The organism is Acidocella sp. KAb 2-4 (assembly GCF_020567705.1).
GTDB lineage: Bacteria > Pseudomonadota > Alphaproteobacteria > Acetobacterales > Acetobacteraceae > Acidocella.
Map to the genome: position 1 here is coordinate 1 of NZ_JAJDJU010000007.1, position 17631 is coordinate 17631.

Here is a 17631-nt window from a genome sequence, read left to right on the forward strand (position 1 = left end):
ACCTAAACAACAGCAAATGTGAGTCAGAGCCAAATCTCAGTGGAATTCCCGGGTCACTTCTCACTGGAAATCAACACCCACGCCTTCCGGGCACTTGGCGGTGTGTTGCGGCGCGGCATTTACGACAATATGAGCACGCCGTGGACAAGGTCGGCCGCGGCAAGGAGCGCAGCGTCAACGCGCAGCCAGTCGTCATCATCAACATTCGCGGCATGACCCCTGCTAACTCAGAGAAAGAGTGGTATGAAATTGTAGATAACTTATTGTTTAATAGGCATGTTTTCTGCAGCAGTGTGATTTTTTGATGTGATTTGTAATGCCTGAATAAAAGCATCTAGTAGAAGTGAGCGGCTTCTCCCCGCGCGGGATACTATATGGAATTGTGAATCAAACCTAAATATATCTGGTCTGATCTCTGTCATTTCCAGTCGGTCGGTCCAGTATTGCGCATAGTGGACCGGCAAATGTCCGATAAAGTGTCCGGACAAAATCAGCGTGGCGATTGCCTCCATTGTTCCTACACTACTATATGTTTTCAAAGGTAAGAACGGGCGCTCCGTGCGAGTGTCGGTCATATAGCTTCGATCAACGTAATTACAATTTTCAATATCTTTTAGAGATATTTTGTGGGGCTCACGTGTAAATAATGGATGGTGTACACCACAAAACAGCCCCTGACTTTCGAGTATGACAGGATGGTATGCGAGCAAGCTTAATTGCCTGTGGAAGGAGCCAAGCCCGGCATGCAGATAGCCATCGATCACTTGTTTTTCAATTTCATTTGGTGAAGACGTAGAGATATGAATTCGTAAATCAGGAGACATTTTTAGAAAGATCGAGATGGCATTCGCGAGGTGTAAGTTTCTGTTGGTTAGTAGGGCGTCGACCATGCCAAGTCGAAGCTCACCCACGAGCTGACGTCGTGCAACGCCGGCCTCTACCGAAAAATCGTTTAGTGCACCCAGCAACCGCTTTGCGGCAATGTAGATGCTTTCACCATGTGGCGTGAGAGAAAAACCAGAGCGGCCACGCTCGCATAATCTCACGCCCAATCGCGTTTCAAGAGAGCGCATATGCGTGCTGATCGTCGGAGCGCTGAGGTTTAGCTCCACTTGCGCGGCGGAAAAACCGTGACACTCGACCACTGTGACGAACAACCGAATGAGTCTGATGTCAATTCCAGATAGTTGGAGCATAAGCCGGGAGGTCCTAACCCACGATATTCTTAACTAGGCAACCTTCTAAATAGCCGAAAATTATCAACGGGCAAAATTGCCTCTGTGCGAGATCCTGCCGGGGAGGCGATTGATTTGGGCGGTGTACTCTTTGGCCGTGGCCGCCCAAGACAAAACAAAAAAACAAATATTATCAAATCAATAAACGAAAAAATTAATAGAAGCGGGGTGGTTATGCGGTTTGATCCGGTTGTCGCCGGGGTAATCCGCGTGGTAAACACCCGCATTACTTTCGAAAAATTAAAACTAAATTTTGTAAGTTTATAATTCTTGGAAGCCGACCGACCAAATACCGTCAGTCCTCAGAGATAAAGTCGCAAAAAATTCTACCTCTTTTAGGGAGAGGAACCAGCCAGAGCCTACACATTTTGACGGCGAACCACTCTGGGTTGCTAGATGGCGTGGGGTGGACGTTGTCAAGATTTCAATACGACGTTAACGAATTGAAAGGTCGCATAAACCATGAATTATGTTGATAGACCGCAGCCCATTGATGCCGCCGTGACGCCCCGTTTCGTCGGTCCGGCGACGTTCATGCGGCTTCCCCTGCGGTCTTCTCCCATCGGGCTCGACGTGGCGCTTACGGGCGTTCCCTTTGATGGTGGGACAACCAATCGGGCTGGTGCGCGCCAGGGGCCGCGCGAAGTTCGCAACCAATCAACCCTGATCCGGCGTACTCATCATGCCACGGGAATCTCACCCTACGATTTGATTGCTGTCGCGGACATTGGTGACGCGCCGACAAATCCGTTTTCGATCGAGAATTCGCTGCAACTCATCGAAGATTTTTTTAAAGGTATCAAGGCAGCTGGCGCAGTGCCTCTTGCTGTGGGAGGGGATCATTTGATCACGCTGCCCATTTTGCGTGCTCTGGCAGCAGAAGCGCCCGTCGGTCTAATTCATTTCGATGCGCATTCAGATACCAACGATACATACTTCGGCGGAAGTCGCTACACCCACGGTACGCCCTTTAGGAGGGCGATTGAGGAAGGTCTTCTGGATCCCGAAAGAGTCATTCAAATCGGCATTCGCGGCTCGTCTTATGACGCTAACGAACATCAATGGGCCCGCGACCAGGGGGTGACGATCCGTTACATCGAAGATGTGCTGGCGAAAGGGATAGATGCAATCATGGACGAAGCGATAGCGGTCGCTGGCGCAGGACCGGTTTACCTGTCCTTCGATATTGATGCAATTGACCCATCAATGGCACCTGGTACGGGAACACCGGAGATCGGCGGTTTAACTACGCGTGAAGCGCAGTTGATGCTACGGCGCCTGCAGGGGATGGATATTATCGGGGCGGATGTTGTCGAAATATCGCCGTCTTTCGACACGTCAGGCATGACAGCACTTGTTGGGGCTACGCTTATGTTTGAGATTCTCTGCTTGCTCGCCAGTCGGCATGAAGCCAATGAGGGATATGGCGATGACTGAGGAAAATAAATTGGCCGCTACTCTAGGTTGGTTAACGGGCGAGCAGCATTTGGCTGCCTTGCAGGCTGAGCAGACGCAAGAAGGTGGCCGTTTTTGTGGAAAAACGGTCCTGGTAACAGGTGCCGGGAGCGGGATAGGTTTTGCAATTTGCGAAGCCTTAGCTCGTGAGGGAGCTCAGATAATCGCGAATGATTTGCCAACCCAGAATAAGTTGGCGGTCTTGAAAAGCACCATTGAAGCGCGGGGCGGCACTTGCACTCTCAAGTTGGGTGATGTTTCCGATCCGCAAACAGCCGCTAAGATTTTTGCCGATATTGAGACGTTGGATGTCCTGGTAAACAATGCCGGATATCTTGCGGAAGTTCCTCTGAGCGAAATGACGGATGCACAATGGGACCAGATGATCAAGGTGCATCTCTATGGCTCGTTCTATTTTGCTCGCGGAGCCGTTGGGTTGATGCGTCGCCAAGGCTTTGGCCGTATCATCAACATTGCTTCCGACCTTGGTCAAATTGGTTGCCAAAATCTCGCGCATTATAGTGCCGCGAAAGGAGGCATTATCGCCTTGACAAAGAGTCTCGCGCGGGAACTTGGTGGTCAAGGAATTTTGGTAAATGCTGTGGCACCTGGTGGCATTCTGACGCCTTTGGTCGGCCGGCTTGGCGATGAATATATAGAGAATGAAGCAAAACTCTATCCATTGAATAGGCTTGGTCTTCCTTCGGAAATTGCCGCGGTTGTGCTGTTTCTTGCCTCCAACGCAGCAACATTCATGACCGGTCAGGTTGTTGGGGTAAATGGCGGCGGCGTGATGAACGGTTGAAGAAGAATTAAAAATTAAAACAAATATTCTTCGGAGGGAACAATGAGTTTCTTAAAGCTAATCGGCTATGATCGGCATGGTGAGGTAACTGAAGTCGCGACAACGTTGAATAAAGGGCGGTTGAACACCTATGGTGTAACCCTTGCGGCGCTGGGGTTTAATGCGCCAGCCTGGGTTGCCGCGTCGTCAATGTCCGTCCTTTACTCGTTGGTAGGGCACGCGGCGCCACTTGCGCTCCTCGTTGCGTATTTTTTCCCGATGCTCATTTTGGCGTTTTGCCTCGTCCGACTAGTTCGTGAGGCGCCATCAGCGGCCGGCGTATTCACTTATGTCGAACGTTTTCTTCATCCTGGTATGGGAACAGTTTTGGGTTGGACCTATACCGTGATGGCGGCGACGGTCGCGCCTATGACTGCGGTCATCGGCGCGGAATATATCCAGGCGCTATTTCCCGCCCTGGGTGGCGATATTCAGGCGCGTGTCATCGGTACCGTTTTGATGCTGATATTCTTCGCCGTAAGTTTGCGCGGTATTGAATTGACGGCAAAGGTCGCGGGAATTTTCTTGGTTTTCGAGATACTTGTGGTTTCTGGCTTGGGGCTTTGCGGAATTTTTGATCCACAAGTTCATAACCTGTCATTTGGTGATCTTTACTCGGTGAAAGCGGCTGGTGGGTGGGGTGCTCTGGGCGGTGGCTTGCTGTTTGGGTTATGGATGCTCGCGAATTTTGATTCGGCAATCAATTATATCGAAGAGGCGAAAGTTCCCATCCGCACTGTCCAAAGGTCATTGTTGTTGGTTCTATCTTTGGCCTTCGTTATCTATAGTCTGGCAGCTGTTGGCTGGCAATATGCTGTGCCGGTTGATAAGCTTGCCCAGATTGTTGAAGACGGCAACGGCGGACCTATCGCGGCGATTGCAAATGTTTATCTGCCACATTCTCTTGCCTGGATTGCTATATTTGTTGTCATTACGTCTTCCTGCGCAGGCATGCAGATTTCCATAAATTCGGGTGCCCGAACGATGTACAGGATGAGCGCCGAGGGGCATCTGCCGGGAATGTTCGGTAAAACCAACCAATTCAAAGTTCCGTTCATATCTATCGCGAGCGTCGTTGCATTTGGCATCGTGTTGGTCTGGCTCAAGCCGCTTGCGAAAATCATTTTTTACTATGATGCAGTAACGATCACGCTGGTTTTGAGTTATGCGGCAATGCTGGCTGCTGCCGTCAGGTTGTTCTGGATGAAGCATAGCGCGGGTGTGGCTTCTATGCTGTCTATTCTCCCGGTGTTTTCGATACTCGTGATCTTGTATGTTGGCTATAGCGCGGGAATGTCTCCAGGTGATCCAGGCGACATGTACGATGCGTGGTATATCGGCGTAGCCGTTGTCGCGATTGGTACCGTATTGGCATTCATGAAGCGTAAGCCGGGAGCTAGTGTTAGCCACGAGGCTCTATCCAGCAACGCCGTACCGGGAGATGTAGAATGATTTCAGTTGATCTCAGCGGACGGGTGACCGTTATCACCGGTGGCAGTATGGGTATTGGACTTGGTCTTGCCCGTGCATTTCGCGATGCTGGAGCGGACCTGCATATCGTCGCTAACGATGATTCAATTGGCGAGGTCGCGCGCGGGCTGGGCGCAACAGGGCACAATGCCGATATCGCGGTGGAGGCGGACATCCAATCTTTCATGGCTTCTATTCCGCATATAGACATATTGGTGAATAATGCGGGGTTTGAAAGATTAACGCCCCTCGCGGATCTCAGTGCAGATAATGAGGCGACATTCCGACGAATTATCGATGTGAATGTCACGGGAACCTTTATGGTCACCAGAGCGGCATTGTCGAGGATGTCTTCAGGGGGACGGATTATCAGTACGTCTTCTATCTGGGGCCGCATCGGAGAGCCTCTGTTCAGCGCCTATGTCGCATCCAAGCATGCGATCATTGGCATGACCAAGGCGTGGGCGAAGGAGTTGGGACCGCGGGGAATTACCGCCAACGCGGTCTGCCCTGGTTGGGTACGAACAGAAAATTCGCTTCGTTCTCTTGCGCGCTTGGCGGAAAGGTCGGGTTTGCAAGAAGAAATTCTTCTTCAAAATATCCTCAATGCTCAGGCCTTGCCTGGATTGATGGAGCCGGATGATATTACGGGTGCCTATATTTTTCTGGCATCAAACCTTGCCAGCAATGTGACCGGACAATCGTTTTGCGTCGATCGCGGCGAAGTGCCCTGGTAATGCGAAATTTGTATCAATTAGGAGGCGGATGATGGTCGATAGCGTTTTCATGTCGGACCTAAGTTGGCAGGAATTCAAGCAAAAAATAAGTGAGAATGTCATTGTTTTTTTGCCTTTAGGTGCCACTGAGCAACACGGTCCTCATTTGCCGCTTAGTGTGGATGTGGTGCTGCCAACCGGCGTGTGTGAGCGAGTTGCCCATGAGGTAAATGGTATTGTCGCGCCGGCGATACCTTATGGATGCCGTTCGCAACCAAAAACGGGTGGTGGCGAGAGTTTTCCTGGAACCACGAGCCTGGATGCACATACATTCTCACTAGTGGTTCGCGATGTTGTGCGCCAGCTTGTTCTATCTGGGGTGAGGCGTCTGGTGTTGGTAAACGGGCATTTTGAAAATTACGCACCAGCCACCGAAGGTGTAGATCTCGCCCTGCGTGAATTGCGACGTGACAGTATCGTAGATGTCAAGATCGTCCGTCTTGCCTATTGGGATTTTATTACGAAGGAGACACTTGATCTCGTGTTTCCTAATGGCTGCCCTGGTATTGAGCTTGAACATGCTAGTTTGATGGAAACGTCGCTGATGCTTTTGCTTAAGCCTGAGCTCGTGATGATGGAGAAAATCCCTTCGGACGGTCCGGCTTGTTTTCCGCCTTATGATATTTCCCCGGTTCCTGAGAATTTTGTGCCGGCCTCGGGTGTGTTGGCTGTAGCGCAAGGTGCCAGTGTAGAAAATGGCCGCTTGTTGTTTGATGAACATGTCGAGCGGATTGTTGCTACGTTGCGGGGGATTTTTCCTGTTGGTTGAACTCAACAATCAAACGATTTGAAATATATAATGGGCAAAATTTTTCCTGGAATGATCCCGGATAGCTGATATCAAATTTTATTATGCTGCTTGGTTTTGTCGTGGCCATGATGCAAATGATTACATGACGGATGGCCGCGCTTAACCAGAAAGCAGCAAATCAAGTTGGTCTCTGACCCCCACAACCAGCGATTTCGTATTGCCGGAACAAAGCAAGCCTGTGCCCCCAACAGCACGGGCTTTTGCCTTTTTGTGCCCTGGGGCTTGCCCCAGGGCACATTGAAACCATCTCAACTATGAAGCATGAAGGGCAAGACTTTACGCCTGACTGGATACAAAGAGGGGAGCACGTCACCAGTTGTGCCGCAGTTTTACGGTGAGGCCAAGCAATGCCAAACAAAAACCTCTCGGTCACCCGGATCGAGGCAGCTATCCATCGATGCTCGTAATGGATACTTCCCCACCGGATTGGGCGATCTCCTTGATGCAGCGTGCAAGCGCAAGTACGGGCATCGTTGGAACTGCCCAGGCGGGCCGCTGGAGGATCAATCTTTGGCGAATCCGGGTGTCTTGTAGCTTGCGCCGCACGACGCCCCGGCCATCATAAGCCAAGCCCCCGGCTTGCCGCGTGACCAGAACAGAAACGCCCAGCCCGTTGGCAACCATGCCAAAAGCCATTTCGAGTGACGTCGTCCTGTACGCGACCTGCGGCTCAACCCCTTCTGCCCGAAACACCGAAAGTAGAAAGTCGCGGCTCAGCGGCAGGTCGATCAGCACGAATTTCTGTTGAGCGAGCGCCGCGACAGATATGGCTTCCTCCCGTGCCAGCGGATGATCCGTCGGCAACAATGCGTAAGGCGTCAGCTCTCCGATCACATCAAGCGCCGCACGCGGCGGCGCCTCTACCGCGTAGGACAAAGCCAACTCGACTCTCCCGCTTTCAGTCAGCTTGTTCAGTTCCGCCAGATCCGCTTCTTGTAACGAAACTTCTATACGTGGATGGCGCTTTGCCATCAGTCGCAGGGCCGCAGGCACATATTGCGGCCCAAGTGTTGAGAAATAGCCAAACGCGACTGATCCCGACGGATCTTCATCCGTCGTTTCGCCCTGCTGAAAGGATGCAAGCCGCGCCGCGATCTGCCGGGCCTGATCCAGCTTGCGCAGTCCAAAGACGGTGGGCGCCATGCCCTTTGCGGAGAGCCGTTGGAACAATTTCTGGCCGAAACTCCCCTCAAGTTCCTTCAAAGCCACTGAGACGGAAGGTTGGGACAGATTTAGCGCCCGCGCTGCTGCCGCCGTGCTGCCATATTCGGCGACGGCCAGAAACACCCGAATATGGCGTGTGGTAATGCTTATAGTTTCACCCTATAGTTAGAATTTAATCTTAGTATTTTTCTATAGACTGGTCTGCCTTTATGCAATGGGAATTCCCTTCCGGAGGCAAATATGCAGTTCGCACCGCACGGCCCCTTAACCGGCATTAAGATCCTCGATTTCACTCGGGTCCTCTCAGGCCCCTATTGCACCGCTCTGCTCGCTGATCTGGGAGCTGCGATCGTTAAGGTCGAAGCGCCGCAGGGCGATGAATACCGGCATGTCGGCCCGTTCCGAGACGGCGAAAGCGCGCTCTTCCAGCTCGTCAACCGCAACAAGCAGGGGCTGGCGCTGGATATGAAACAACCTGCAGCCCGGGAGATCGCCAGACGCCTAGCCTTGCAAGCTGATGTGGTGGTGGAAAATTTCCGTCCTGGCGTGGCGGAGCGGCTGGGGCTTGGCGCAGAAGCACTGATGGCGACGAACCCAAAGCTAATCTATGCCAGCATCTCCGGCTTCGGCCAAAGCGGCCCGCAGGCGGGGCTCCCCGCCTTCGATCTCGTGGCCCAGGCCATGTCCGGCTTCATGGCCATCACCGGCGAGCCAGACCGACCGCCGACAAAGATCGGCGAATCCATCGGCGATCTCGCCGCCGGGCTGTTCGCCTCCTGGGCCATCCTCGCAGCCTTGGTGGAGCGCAACCGTACTGGCCAGGGGCGCAGACTGGATGTGGCGATGATAGACAGTCTAATCGCCCTGTTGCCCACCGCGGCCGCGCAATGGATGTTCGGCGCTGCCCCGCCCAGTCGTGTCGGCAATCGGCATCCGCTCTCCACGCCATTCGGCACCTACCGCGCGTCAGATGGGCATCTCGTCATCTGCGTACTCAATGCGCCGCAATTCACCCGCCTGGCCACTTGCATGGGCCTCCCCGAACTCGCCGCCGATCCCCGCTTTGCCACAGATGAGCTGCGCACAATGCATGAGCCGGAACTGCGCGCCCTCATTGAAAGCTGGCTTGCGGGCTTGACCATCGACGAGGCGGTCGTGCGGCTGACGCAAGAAGGTGTGCCGACCTCCGCCATCTCCGAGGCCGCAGACGTGTTTGCTGGCCCGCAAGTAGCCGACCGAGGGCTGCTTCCGGAAACCATACACCCTAAACTTGGCGCCATCCGCACCATGGAACAGCCCGTGCATTTTTCGGGGCTCACGCGAGGCGCACAGCGCCCGGCCCCGGCTCTGGGCGAGCATAATGTTCAGATTTTAAGAGAATGGCTGGCGTTAAGCGATTCAGACATTGACGCCCTTGCGCAAACCAACGTGATTTCTAAAAAGGAGTTTTCATGAGCGCTTCCTTACCGTCCGGCCTCAGCGATACGGATTTGGCCGCCATAGAAACCGTGCGCCGCTTGGCCGAAAAAACCTTGGCGCCCCTGGCCGCGTCTGTGGATGAAAACGCCAGCTTTCCGAGTGACCAGTTGCGGAGTCTCGCGGAGATTGGGGCGCTTGGTATGAATCTACCTGAACAATGGGGCGGACCCGGACTTTCCGCTCTTGCCCTTTCCGTCTGCGTTGAAGCAATTGCGGCCGGCTGCGCCTCAACAGCCTCCGCCCTCACCGCGCATTTTTTGGCGACGGATGCGGTGCTGATCGGCGGTGATGACAGGATGCGAGCGCGCATCCTGCCCAAAGCTGCGACGGGGGACATGCTTGGCGCCTTTGCGCTTACGGAGCCGCGCGCCGGCTCGAATCCTGCCGATATGCGCTGCACAGCCCTGAAAACCACATCTGGTTATCATCTATCCGGCGTGAAGCATTTCATCTCCAATGGGGGCCTGGCGGATTTCATCATTGTTTTTGCCGTCACCGATCCAGCGGCCGGCCATAAGGGGATCAGCGCTTTTTTGGTGGAAAAAGGCACACTTGGTTTTACGGCTAGTCAGCCAGAAAAGACGATGGGGCTGCGCGGTGGCCATGTGTTCGAGTTGTCTTTCGAATGTGACATTGCGGCGGAGAACCTCGTCGGCCCCGAAGGCTCAGGTTTCCGTACCGCGATGAAAGTTCTGGATAATGGCCGGGTAGAAGTAGCCAGCATGTGCCTTGGCATTGCCCAGGTTGCGTTGGATGCAGCGTTGGGCTGGGTAAAACAGCGCATGATCGGGGGGCAACCATTGGCTGGTTACCAAGGTATACAATGGATGCTGGCCGATATGGCTACGCAGCTGCGCGCCGCGCGGCTGCTAACCGAAGATGCCGCCGCCAAACGCGCCCAGGGCATGCGTTTTTCTCAAGAGGCCTCCATGGCGAAACTCTTCGCCGCCGAAGCGGCAGGGCGTATTGCCGATGTCGCCCTGCAAATACACGGAGGTTACGGCTTCGTCCGAGATCTCCCGTTGGAGCGGCATATGCGTGATCTACGGATAATGCGCATCTATGAAGGCTCTTCGGAGGTGCAACGGACAATCATTGCTCGGCATTTGATCAATCAATGAATTGTCGATCGCACTAGGCCATAAAATTTTACGCTGGACACCGCGATGATCGTCAATGAACGCAATCATGGCTTGAACCGGCGGTCGAGCTCCGCCTGAGCAAAATACGCACGGGCCCTGCGCAGTATCTCGTTGGCTTGACTTCGAGTAGGTTCAGCCAAGGAGGCGCTGTCAAAGCAAACTGGCCCTAGCGGACGGCGCAAAAACTGGCCGTTGCCGGCGGCGCGGGGTAGATCGGGATATGTCCCGTTCCTCGAAGCCGCCGCCCCGGCCCATCACGCCAAACGGAGACCAATTCGCATTGGACTGACAGTACCGCCACAGACCTTCCTGAAGCCCGCAGAAAACATCAATAAAAAATAGTTTCGATTTGTTTGGCATACACCCAGGCCAACACTTGCGACGCGGCTTGAGGCGCATGGGAGTGAATTGCGGCGGCTTGGTGGTGCCTGGCAGGGTACCCGGTTTTGGTGCGGTCGCCCCTCCGGCGTGGTGTAAGCTGCCAAACTCGGTCGGCCAGTGGCCGACTGAGCCGCTTGGGGGCTGGAGGAAAAACGCCGCCAGCCGCCATTTGGTCCCGCATTACAGCCAGGTGCCGCCCTGGCGCTCGCTCGGCTCCTGCGTGGCCGGGTCGAACTCATGGATCCAGCCGAGATGGTGCAGCACCTCGCCGCGCTGCGCCAGCCGGGTGTTGCGCGCCTTGGCGGCGGGGCCGTCGGGCAGGTGCAGCACATCGGCGGCGGAGATCGAGGCGAACTGCACCTTGCGGGTGCGCCCGCGGCGCAGGCGCTCATACTGCTCCAGCGCCTCGGCGACGCGCCCGGTGCCGTGCTGGCCGAGGCTGGCGGCCAGCACCACCGCGTCCTCGATGGATTGATTGGCGCCCTGGCCGTGATGCGGCACCAGCGCATGCGCGGCATCGCCGATCAGGGTCACGCGCCCGCGCGTCCAGCGCCCCAGCGGCGGGCGGTGGAACAGCGCCCAGCGCTGGCTGGTTGGCACGGCGCTGATCATCTCCACCACCGCCGGGTGCCAGTTGGCGAAGCGCCGCAGCTGCTCGCCGGGCTCGGCGTTTGTCACCCAATCCCGCACCGGCCAGGGCGAGGGATTACGCTCGACCAGCAGGAAATTATGGTCACCATCGCCGATCGGGTAATGCAGCAGATGCCCGCCCGGCCCCATCCAGAACTGGATGGCGTCGCGCTCTGGCAGAAGGCTCAGTTTCTCCGGCGGCACGATGCCGCGAAAGCCGGAGCAGCCGGAATAGAGCGCGTCGTCATAGCCCAGCATCCAGCGCCGCACGAGCGAGCGAGCGCCATCCGCGCCGATCACCAGATCCGCCCGCGCGCTGTCGCCATCCTCGAAGAACAGCACCGCCTCGCCCGCGTCATCCTTGATATCGGCGAGGCGTTTTTTCAGATGGATGCGCTCCGGCCCGACGGCGCCGGACAGAATTGCTTGCAGATGCGCCCGATGCACACCCCAGTAACAGGCGCCGAACTGGCCTTCATACGAGGGCTCGCCGTGATGCCGCCCGATCACCCGGCCATCGCGCCCGTCGCGGAAGATCAGCGTCGAAATCGGGAAGCAGACTTTGCCGAAGGCCGCGCGCAGGCCGATGCGGTCGTAGAAGCGCGTGCCATTGGCCGAGAGCGCGACCGCCGCGCCGATCTCGCGCAGCTCGGCCGTCTGCTCATACAGATCGGCCTCGATGCCGTATTCGCGCAGCGCCAGCGCCAAAGTGAGGCCGCCGATCCCGGCGCCGACAATGGCGATTCTGAAATGATTGGTGCTCATGCACACTCCCTTGCTTTGCTTGGCCGGGCGTTGGCGCCGGGCGGGAGGGAGTTAAGACCGATGCCGCCTTGCGCTCAATGCACCTGGGGTAAAGAGCATTATAACCAAAACGCATAATCCTTGCCGCGCTCAGCCACCCGGCTGAATGGCGGGCAGGGCGCATTCCACCGCGATGGTCTGGCGCAGCCACGCATTGGCCGGGTCGCGGTGGCTGCGCGCGTGCCAGAACATCTCGATGGGCAGGATCGGCAGCGCCACCGGATGCCGCGCGGCGCCCAGCGCCAGCGGGTACAGCCCCGGCTGCACCAGCGCCTCGGGCACGGTGGCAATCAGGTCGGAGGCTCGCAGCAGCGGCTCCAGGCTGGCATATTGCGGCACGCGTAGCTTGATCTTGCGGGCGATGCCTTGCGCCTCGATCAACTCGTCGATGCGCGCATGGCCGGTGCCGGCGGCGGTGACCACGACATGCTCGGCCGCCGCGAAATCCTCCAGGGTGAGCGCCCGGCCGGCCAAGGGGTGGTCGGGCCGGAATACGCAGACATAGCCCTGCCGGAAGATTCGCCGCCGGAAAAACCCCGCCTCCAGATCCTCGATCAACCCGATGGCGAGATCGACCTGCCCGGTCTCCATCTCGGTCTTCAGCGTGTCGTGGCTGCCGCGGACGATGGTGAGCGCAACCCCCGGCGCCACTTGGCCGAGATGGCGCAGCAGGCGCGGCAGGATGGTCAGCTCGCCGATATCGGACATGCGGATGGTGAAGCGCCGCTGGCTGGTGCGTGGGTCGAAGGGCAATTCCTGGCTGAGCGCGTTTTGCAGCGTTTGCAGCGCGGCGCTCACCGGCCCGGCCAGATGCTCGGCATAGGCGGTGGGTTCCATGCCATGGGCGGTGCGGTGGAACAGTTCGTCGCCCAGCAGGGCGCGCAGCCGCTTGAGCGCGCGGCTGATGGCGGGCTGTGTCACCCCCAGCGCTTCGGCGGCGCGGGAGACCTTGCGGGTCTTCAACATCTGGTCGAATACCAGCAGCAGGTTGAGGTCGAAATCCTGAAGATCCATGCGCGCTCCCGCCATGCCACCATCCGCGCCGGGCCGATGCTACGCCCCGTGATCCGCCGGCGCCAACTTCACCGCGGCGAGGAAGGCCTGCGCCGCCTGGGCGAAATAGCGCTCCTTGTGCCGCACCGCGAAGAAATGCCGCACCGGCAGCGCGAACGTGGCGCGTGTCAGCGCCCCGGCATGTTCCGCCCGCGCGCAGACCAGTGGCGACAGACAGGCCGCGCCCACCCCGGCGATCACCGCTTCGCGCACCGCCTCGTTGGAGGGCAGGGTGAGCGCGATGTTGAGCGCCGCGCCATCGAGCCCCAGCGCCGCCAGCGCCGAGATCAGCGCCTCGCGCGTGCCCGAGCCTTTTTCGCGGAACACCCAGGTTGCGCCCCCGAGGTCGGCCGGGGTGAGGGCGCGGCCATCGGCCCAGGGGTGCAGGCGGGAAACGAAAATCCCCATCTCCTCCACCGCCACCGGCTCCACCGCGAGGTCCGCCGCGCTCAGCGGCCCCTCGACAAAGCCCAGCTCGGCCGCCCCCTCGCGCACCGCCCGCTCGACCTGCGCGGTGTTGCCGATGGCGAGTTCCAAGGCGATATTGGGGTGCTGCAAACGGAATTCGGCCATGATCGCGGGCAGGAAATAGCTGGCGATGGTCTGGCTGGCATGCAGCCGCAATACGCCCCGGCGCAGCCCGGCAATGTCATCCAGCACCGCCTTGGCCGCCTGCGCGCTGGCCAGCACCGCCCGCGCCTGGGGCAGAAACAGCCGCCCCGCCGGGGTGAGCGCGATGTTGCGGCCCACCCGGTCGAACAGCCGCGTGCCGCTCTGCTGCTCCAGCGCCGCGATGGCGGCCGACACCGCCGCCTGCGTCAGGTTGAGGGCGGCGGCGGCGCGGGTCATGTGCTCACGCTCGGCTACCGCGGCAAAAATACGCAGCTGTTCCAAGGTCATATGGAAGTAATAACGCAATTTTATTAGATCAAAAAGAATAATTAGTTTTTAATTTGAATGGGGCTCATTTAATTCACGGCACCGAAAGGCAGATTTCTCATGTGCTCCGCACCGCTCATGCATCATTCCCGCAAGCTGGACGTGGTCCGGCATTTCACCCCCAACTGGTTCACCGTCACCATGGGCACCGGGGTGCTGGCGCTGCTGCTGGCGCCCTACCCGGCGCTGCGTCTGGTGGCCGAGGGAGTCTGGGTTGCCAATATCGGCCTGTTCGCCCTGTTCACGCTGCTTTATGCCGCGCGCTGGGCGCTGTTCCCGCGTGAGGCGGCGCTCATTTTCGCCCATCCGGTGATGCCGATGTTCCTGGGCGCCATCCCGATGGGCTTCGCGACGCTGATCAACGGCACCGTGGTGTTCGCGCATGCTTACAATTTGGCGCTGACGCTGTGGAATATCGACGCCGCGCTGGCCGTGCTGGTCGGGCTGGGCGTGCCCTTTGCCATGTTCACGCGCCAGCGCCATGCGCTGGAGACAATGACGGCGGTCTGGCTGCTGCCGGTGGTGGCCTGCGAGGTGGCCGCCGCCAGCGCCGGCGGGTTGGCGCCTTATATGCCGGCGGCGCAGGCCTTGGCGCTGGTCGTCGAGGGGTACGCGCTGTGGGCGCTCTCGGTGCCGCTGGCCTTCGGCATTCTCGCGATCCTGTTCATGCGCCTGGTGCTGCACAAGCTGCCCGCGCCTGAGATGGGCGTGACCTCCTGGCTGGCGGTGGGGCCGCTGGGCACCGGGGCGCTGGCGCTGCTGCTGCTCGGCCAGGCGGCGCCCGCCGCTTTGGCCCCGGCGGGGCTGGAATCCGCCGCCACGGTGGCGCAGGGAGGCGGGCTGATCGGCGGGCTGATCATCTGGGCCTATGGCGCCTGGTGGCTGCTGCTGGCGATGGGCATGACGCTGACGCATATCCCCCGTGGCCTGCCCTTCAACATGGGCTGGTGGGGCTTCACCTTCCCATTCGGCGTGTTCATCCTGGCTACCCGTGCGCTCGCGGCGCAGACGCACCTCGCCGGCTTCGCCCTCGCCACGCATGGCCTCACGGCGCTGTTCACCCTGCTATGGCTGATGGTCGCGGGGCGGACATTGGCGGGCGCCTATAGTGGGCATTTATTCGTCTCGCCTTGCCTGCTCGCGGCCCGCGCCAAGGCGCGTGAAGCCTAGCCGGCCCCCGCGCTCACCCCTTCGCCCCGGCGCTCTCACGCGCGATGCGCTCGGCGAGCTGCGGCGGGGCTTCGGCCAAGTGGTCGAAGCGGTGCACGAACCGCCCCAGCCCGGCGGTTTGCGCGCGCAGATCCAGGATCAGCCGGTGCGTCTCCGCCTCGGGCAGCAGCGCCTCGGTATCGTCCCAGCCGGGCTGGTCCGGGGTTTCGCCATAGCCCAGGATCTGCCCGTGCCGCGCCGTGAGCAGGCGCTGCACATTGGCGGTGAAGCTGTTGGGCGCGGTGATGGTGACGTGGTGGATCGGCTCCAGCAGTACCGGCCCGGCCTTGTTCAGCGCCTCGGCGATGCCGGTGCGGGTGGCGGTGCGGAAGGCCATGTCGGAGCTGTCCACGGCGTGGAAGCCGCCATCCACGAGCGTCACCGCCACGTCCACCACCGGATAGCCATACGGGCCTTTCTGCATCGCCTCCTCGGCGGCGGCGGCCACGGCGGGGATGTATTGGCGCGGCACCGCGCCGCCGGTGATGCGGTCGGTGAACAGGAAGCCCTCGCCGCGGGCGCGGGGCGCGATCTCCAGCTTCACATCCGCGAATTGCCCATGCCCGCCGGTCTGGCGTTTCAGCCGCGAATGCTCATGCACGGGCTGCCGGATGGTCTCCTTCAGCCGCAGCTTGGGCCGCGCCGTGTTCACCGTCAGCCCCCAGCCTTTGGCCAGCCGTTCCAGCGCGCGGGCCAGATGCGTCTCGCCCTGCCCGGCGAGCAGCGTGTCCCCGGTCTCGGCGTCGCGGGTCAGGCTGAGCGCCGGGTCTTCCTCCAGCAATTTTTGCAGCGCGGTGGAGAGGCGCACATCGTCCTTGCGCTCGGTGGCGGCGATGGCCAGGGCGTAAACCGGCGGTGGCGGCGCGGGAAAGGGCAGGGCGGGCGCGGCCTCGCCGAACACGGTGCCGGGTATCGCGCCCTCCAGCCGGCCGAGCGCCACCAGATCGCCGGTTTGCGCCTGCGCCAGCTTCGCCGCCTCGGCGCCGGGAAAGGTGAAGATGCCGCCGATGCGTATCCCGTCATCGCTGGCGCCGTCGCGCAGCGGGCCGCGCCAGACGCGGGCATGGCAGAGCTTGCCCGCCTGCCCGGCGTAGCTGACGCGCCCGATCTGCGCCAGCGCCGGACCCTCGGGCCCAATGCCCAGCCGCGCGGCGGTCTCGCTTGGCTCCGGCGTGTCGTGGCGCAGCGACTTCCACAGTCGCAGCACGCCATGCGCCAGCTCCGCCGCGCCAAACATCACCTCGGCCAGGTTCCGCGCCGCCAGATCCTGGCGCAGATGCGCGAACAGCTCGCCCGGCGTCGGCGCCGCGCCCGAGATCACCTGCTCCAGCAGCGCGTCGTCGCGGTCGGCCAGCGTGTCCACCAGCGCGTCATGAGCGGCGTGCTCGGCGGCTTCCAGGGTTGCGGGCAGGCGCACCACTTCGGAGGGCAGATGCGCGCGGTAGCGATAGGCGTGTTCGGAGACCAGATCGACATAGCCCGCCACCTTGCCCGCCTCGATCACCGGCATCTGCCGGGGCACCAGCGGCAGCCGGGTCTGCGCCTGCAGGGCCGCGACCAAGTCCTGCGGCGGCACGCTCAGCGTATCCACCTTGTTGACGAACACGATGCAGGGGCGGCCCGAGGCCTCGACCTGCGCGAAGACCGGGCGCAGCGCCAGGGCGCGGGCCGGGTCGGGCTCGGCCACCACCACCGCGATATCGGCCAGGGCGAGGGCCATGGCGGCGTCGTGCAGGAATTCCACCGAGCCGGGACAGTCCAACAGCGTCCAGCCATCGCCCAGGAAGCGGCATTGCGCGATGGCGGTTTCGGTGCCCGCGTCGCGCGTGCGAGTTTCGCCCTCGCGCTTTGGCTTGGCCCCGGCGGCGGCGAGCAGGGCCTCGCATAGCGTGGTCTTGCCACTGGCATAGGGGCCGAGCAGCGCCACGGCGCGGGGCGCATGGCGGGGGGCTTGCGGTTGGTTGTCGGGCATGGCTGCGTCTCCCTGGTTGAGCCGGGATTATTGATTGGCGTCCGGCAAGGGTGCCCGTGGGCCGCACGCCATGCGGGCCGCCGATGCCCTGTTCCGAGGCGAGCCTACGCCCGCGCGTGGCCCCGTGCAAATGCACCGGTTCGGGTGATCCCCGCACGGCGTTGCGTTTTTCCGCGACACGGGTAAACATTACAAAACGCTCATCTTGGTCGATGGCGGCGATCTTCCTGCAATATCGATGGCCGGCGCGGCGGCGCGCTCAAAGGG

At 59.8% G+C, this 17631-nt stretch carries 16 protein-coding genes and 1 other annotated feature; of the genes, 10 read left to right on the forward strand and 6 right to left on the reverse strand.

The window, feature by feature from the left end; all coding sequences use genetic code 11:
- Positions 1-305 (forward strand): hypothetical protein (locus LI953_RS06440; RefSeq protein WP_227075223.1); only part of this gene is annotated, 305 nt, incomplete at its 5' end.
- On the opposite strand, the gene LI953_RS06445 is transcribed toward LI953_RS06440, so the two are convergent.
- Positions 261-1196: a LysR family transcriptional regulator gene (locus LI953_RS06445; protein ID WP_227075224.1), complete on the reverse strand. Its 936-nt coding sequence runs from the start codon at positions 1194-1196 to the stop codon at positions 261-263. The genes LI953_RS06440 and LI953_RS06445 overlap by 45 nt on opposite strands.
- Before the next feature lie 114 nt (positions 1197-1310).
- On the opposite strand from LI953_RS06445, the gene LI953_RS06450 reads away from it, so the two are divergent.
- The 6 genes from LI953_RS06450 to LI953_RS06475 all read left to right on the forward strand — a co-directional run bounded on the left by LI953_RS06450 (position 1311) and on the right by LI953_RS06475 (position 6549).
- Positions 1311-1502, forward strand: coding sequence for a hypothetical protein (locus LI953_RS06450; RefSeq protein ID WP_227075225.1), 192 nt, complete (start codon positions 1311-1313; stop codon positions 1500-1502).
- 195 nt (positions 1503-1697) lie between these two features.
- Positions 1698-2672, forward strand: a complete 975-nt coding sequence (gene speB, locus LI953_RS06455) for an agmatinase (protein ID WP_227075226.1) — start codon at positions 1698-1700, stop codon at positions 2670-2672.
- Entirely contained in the window at positions 2659-3495 is an 837-nt protein-coding gene (locus LI953_RS06460) for an SDR family NAD(P)-dependent oxidoreductase (RefSeq protein WP_227075227.1), read from the forward strand. Before speB ends, LI953_RS06460 begins: the two co-directional genes overlap by 14 nt.
- A 42-nt stretch (positions 3496-3537) precedes the next feature.
- The gene (locus LI953_RS06465; protein WP_227075228.1) at positions 3538-4986 is read left to right on the forward strand and encodes an APC family permease; all 1449 of its coding nucleotides are present in this window, start codon (positions 3538-3540) and stop codon (positions 4984-4986) included.
- Positions 4983-5741, forward strand: a complete 759-nt coding sequence (locus LI953_RS06470) for an SDR family NAD(P)-dependent oxidoreductase (RefSeq protein WP_227075229.1) — start codon at positions 4983-4985, stop codon at positions 5739-5741. Before LI953_RS06465 ends, LI953_RS06470 begins: the two co-directional genes overlap by 4 nt.
- Before the next feature lie 31 nt (positions 5742-5772).
- Complete coding sequence (locus LI953_RS06475) at positions 5773-6549, forward strand: creatininase (RefSeq protein WP_227075230.1); 777 nt, start codon at positions 5773-5775, stop codon at positions 6547-6549.
- A gap of 429 nt (positions 6550-6978) precedes the next feature.
- Here the strand turns inward: LI953_RS06475 and LI953_RS06480 are convergent, their stop codons facing one another.
- A complete protein-coding gene (locus LI953_RS06480; protein WP_227075231.1) occupies positions 6979-7878 on the reverse strand; it encodes a LysR family transcriptional regulator in 900 nt (299 codons plus the stop codon).
- Positions 7879-7995: 117 nt separating this feature from the next.
- Here LI953_RS06480 and LI953_RS06485 point away from each other — a divergent pair, with 117 nt between their 5' ends.
- Both LI953_RS06485 and LI953_RS06490 read left to right on the forward strand, forming a co-directional pair.
- Positions 7996-9210, forward strand: coding sequence for a CaiB/BaiF CoA-transferase family protein (locus tag LI953_RS06485; protein ID WP_227075232.1), 1215 nt, complete (start codon positions 7996-7998; stop codon positions 9208-9210).
- A complete protein-coding gene (locus LI953_RS06490; protein ID WP_227075233.1) occupies positions 9207-10355 on the forward strand; it encodes an acyl-CoA dehydrogenase family protein in 1149 nt (382 codons plus the stop codon). The genes LI953_RS06485 and LI953_RS06490 overlap by 4 nt, the downstream gene beginning before the upstream one ends.
- A gap of 32 nt (positions 10356-10387) precedes the next feature.
- Positions 10388-10466 (reverse strand) — a sequence feature (AL1L pseudoknot).
- 471 nt (positions 10467-10937) lie between these two features.
- Here the strand turns inward: LI953_RS06490 and LI953_RS06495 are convergent.
- The 3 genes from LI953_RS06495 to LI953_RS06505 form a co-directional block, all read right to left on the reverse strand.
- On the reverse strand, positions 10938-12152 hold the full coding sequence (locus LI953_RS06495; RefSeq protein ID WP_227075234.1) for an FAD-dependent monooxygenase: 1215 nt from the start codon (positions 12150-12152) through the stop codon (positions 10938-10940).
- Positions 12153-12281: 129 nt separating this feature from the next.
- Positions 12282-13205, reverse strand: a complete 924-nt coding sequence (locus LI953_RS06500; protein WP_227075235.1) for a LysR family transcriptional regulator — start codon at positions 13203-13205, stop codon at positions 12282-12284.
- Between the two features lie 39 nt (positions 13206-13244).
- Positions 13245-14144 (reverse strand): LysR substrate-binding domain-containing protein, encoded by a 900-nt coding sequence (locus tag LI953_RS06505; protein WP_227075236.1) that lies wholly within the window; start codon positions 14142-14144, stop codon positions 13245-13247.
- Between the two features lie 99 nt (positions 14145-14243).
- Here LI953_RS06505 and LI953_RS06510 point away from each other — a divergent pair, with 99 nt between their 5' ends.
- A complete protein-coding gene (locus tag LI953_RS06510) occupies positions 14244-15353 on the forward strand; it encodes a TDT family transporter (RefSeq protein ID WP_227075237.1) in 1110 nt (369 codons plus the stop codon).
- Positions 15354-15366: 13 nt separating this feature from the next.
- Here LI953_RS06510 and LI953_RS06515 read toward each other — a convergent pair whose 3' ends face one another.
- The gene (locus tag LI953_RS06515) at positions 15367-17364 is read right to left on the reverse strand and encodes an elongation factor G (RefSeq protein WP_227075238.1); all 1998 of its coding nucleotides are present in this window, start codon (positions 17362-17364) and stop codon (positions 15367-15369) included.
- Positions 17365-17631: the final 267 nt, after the last annotated feature.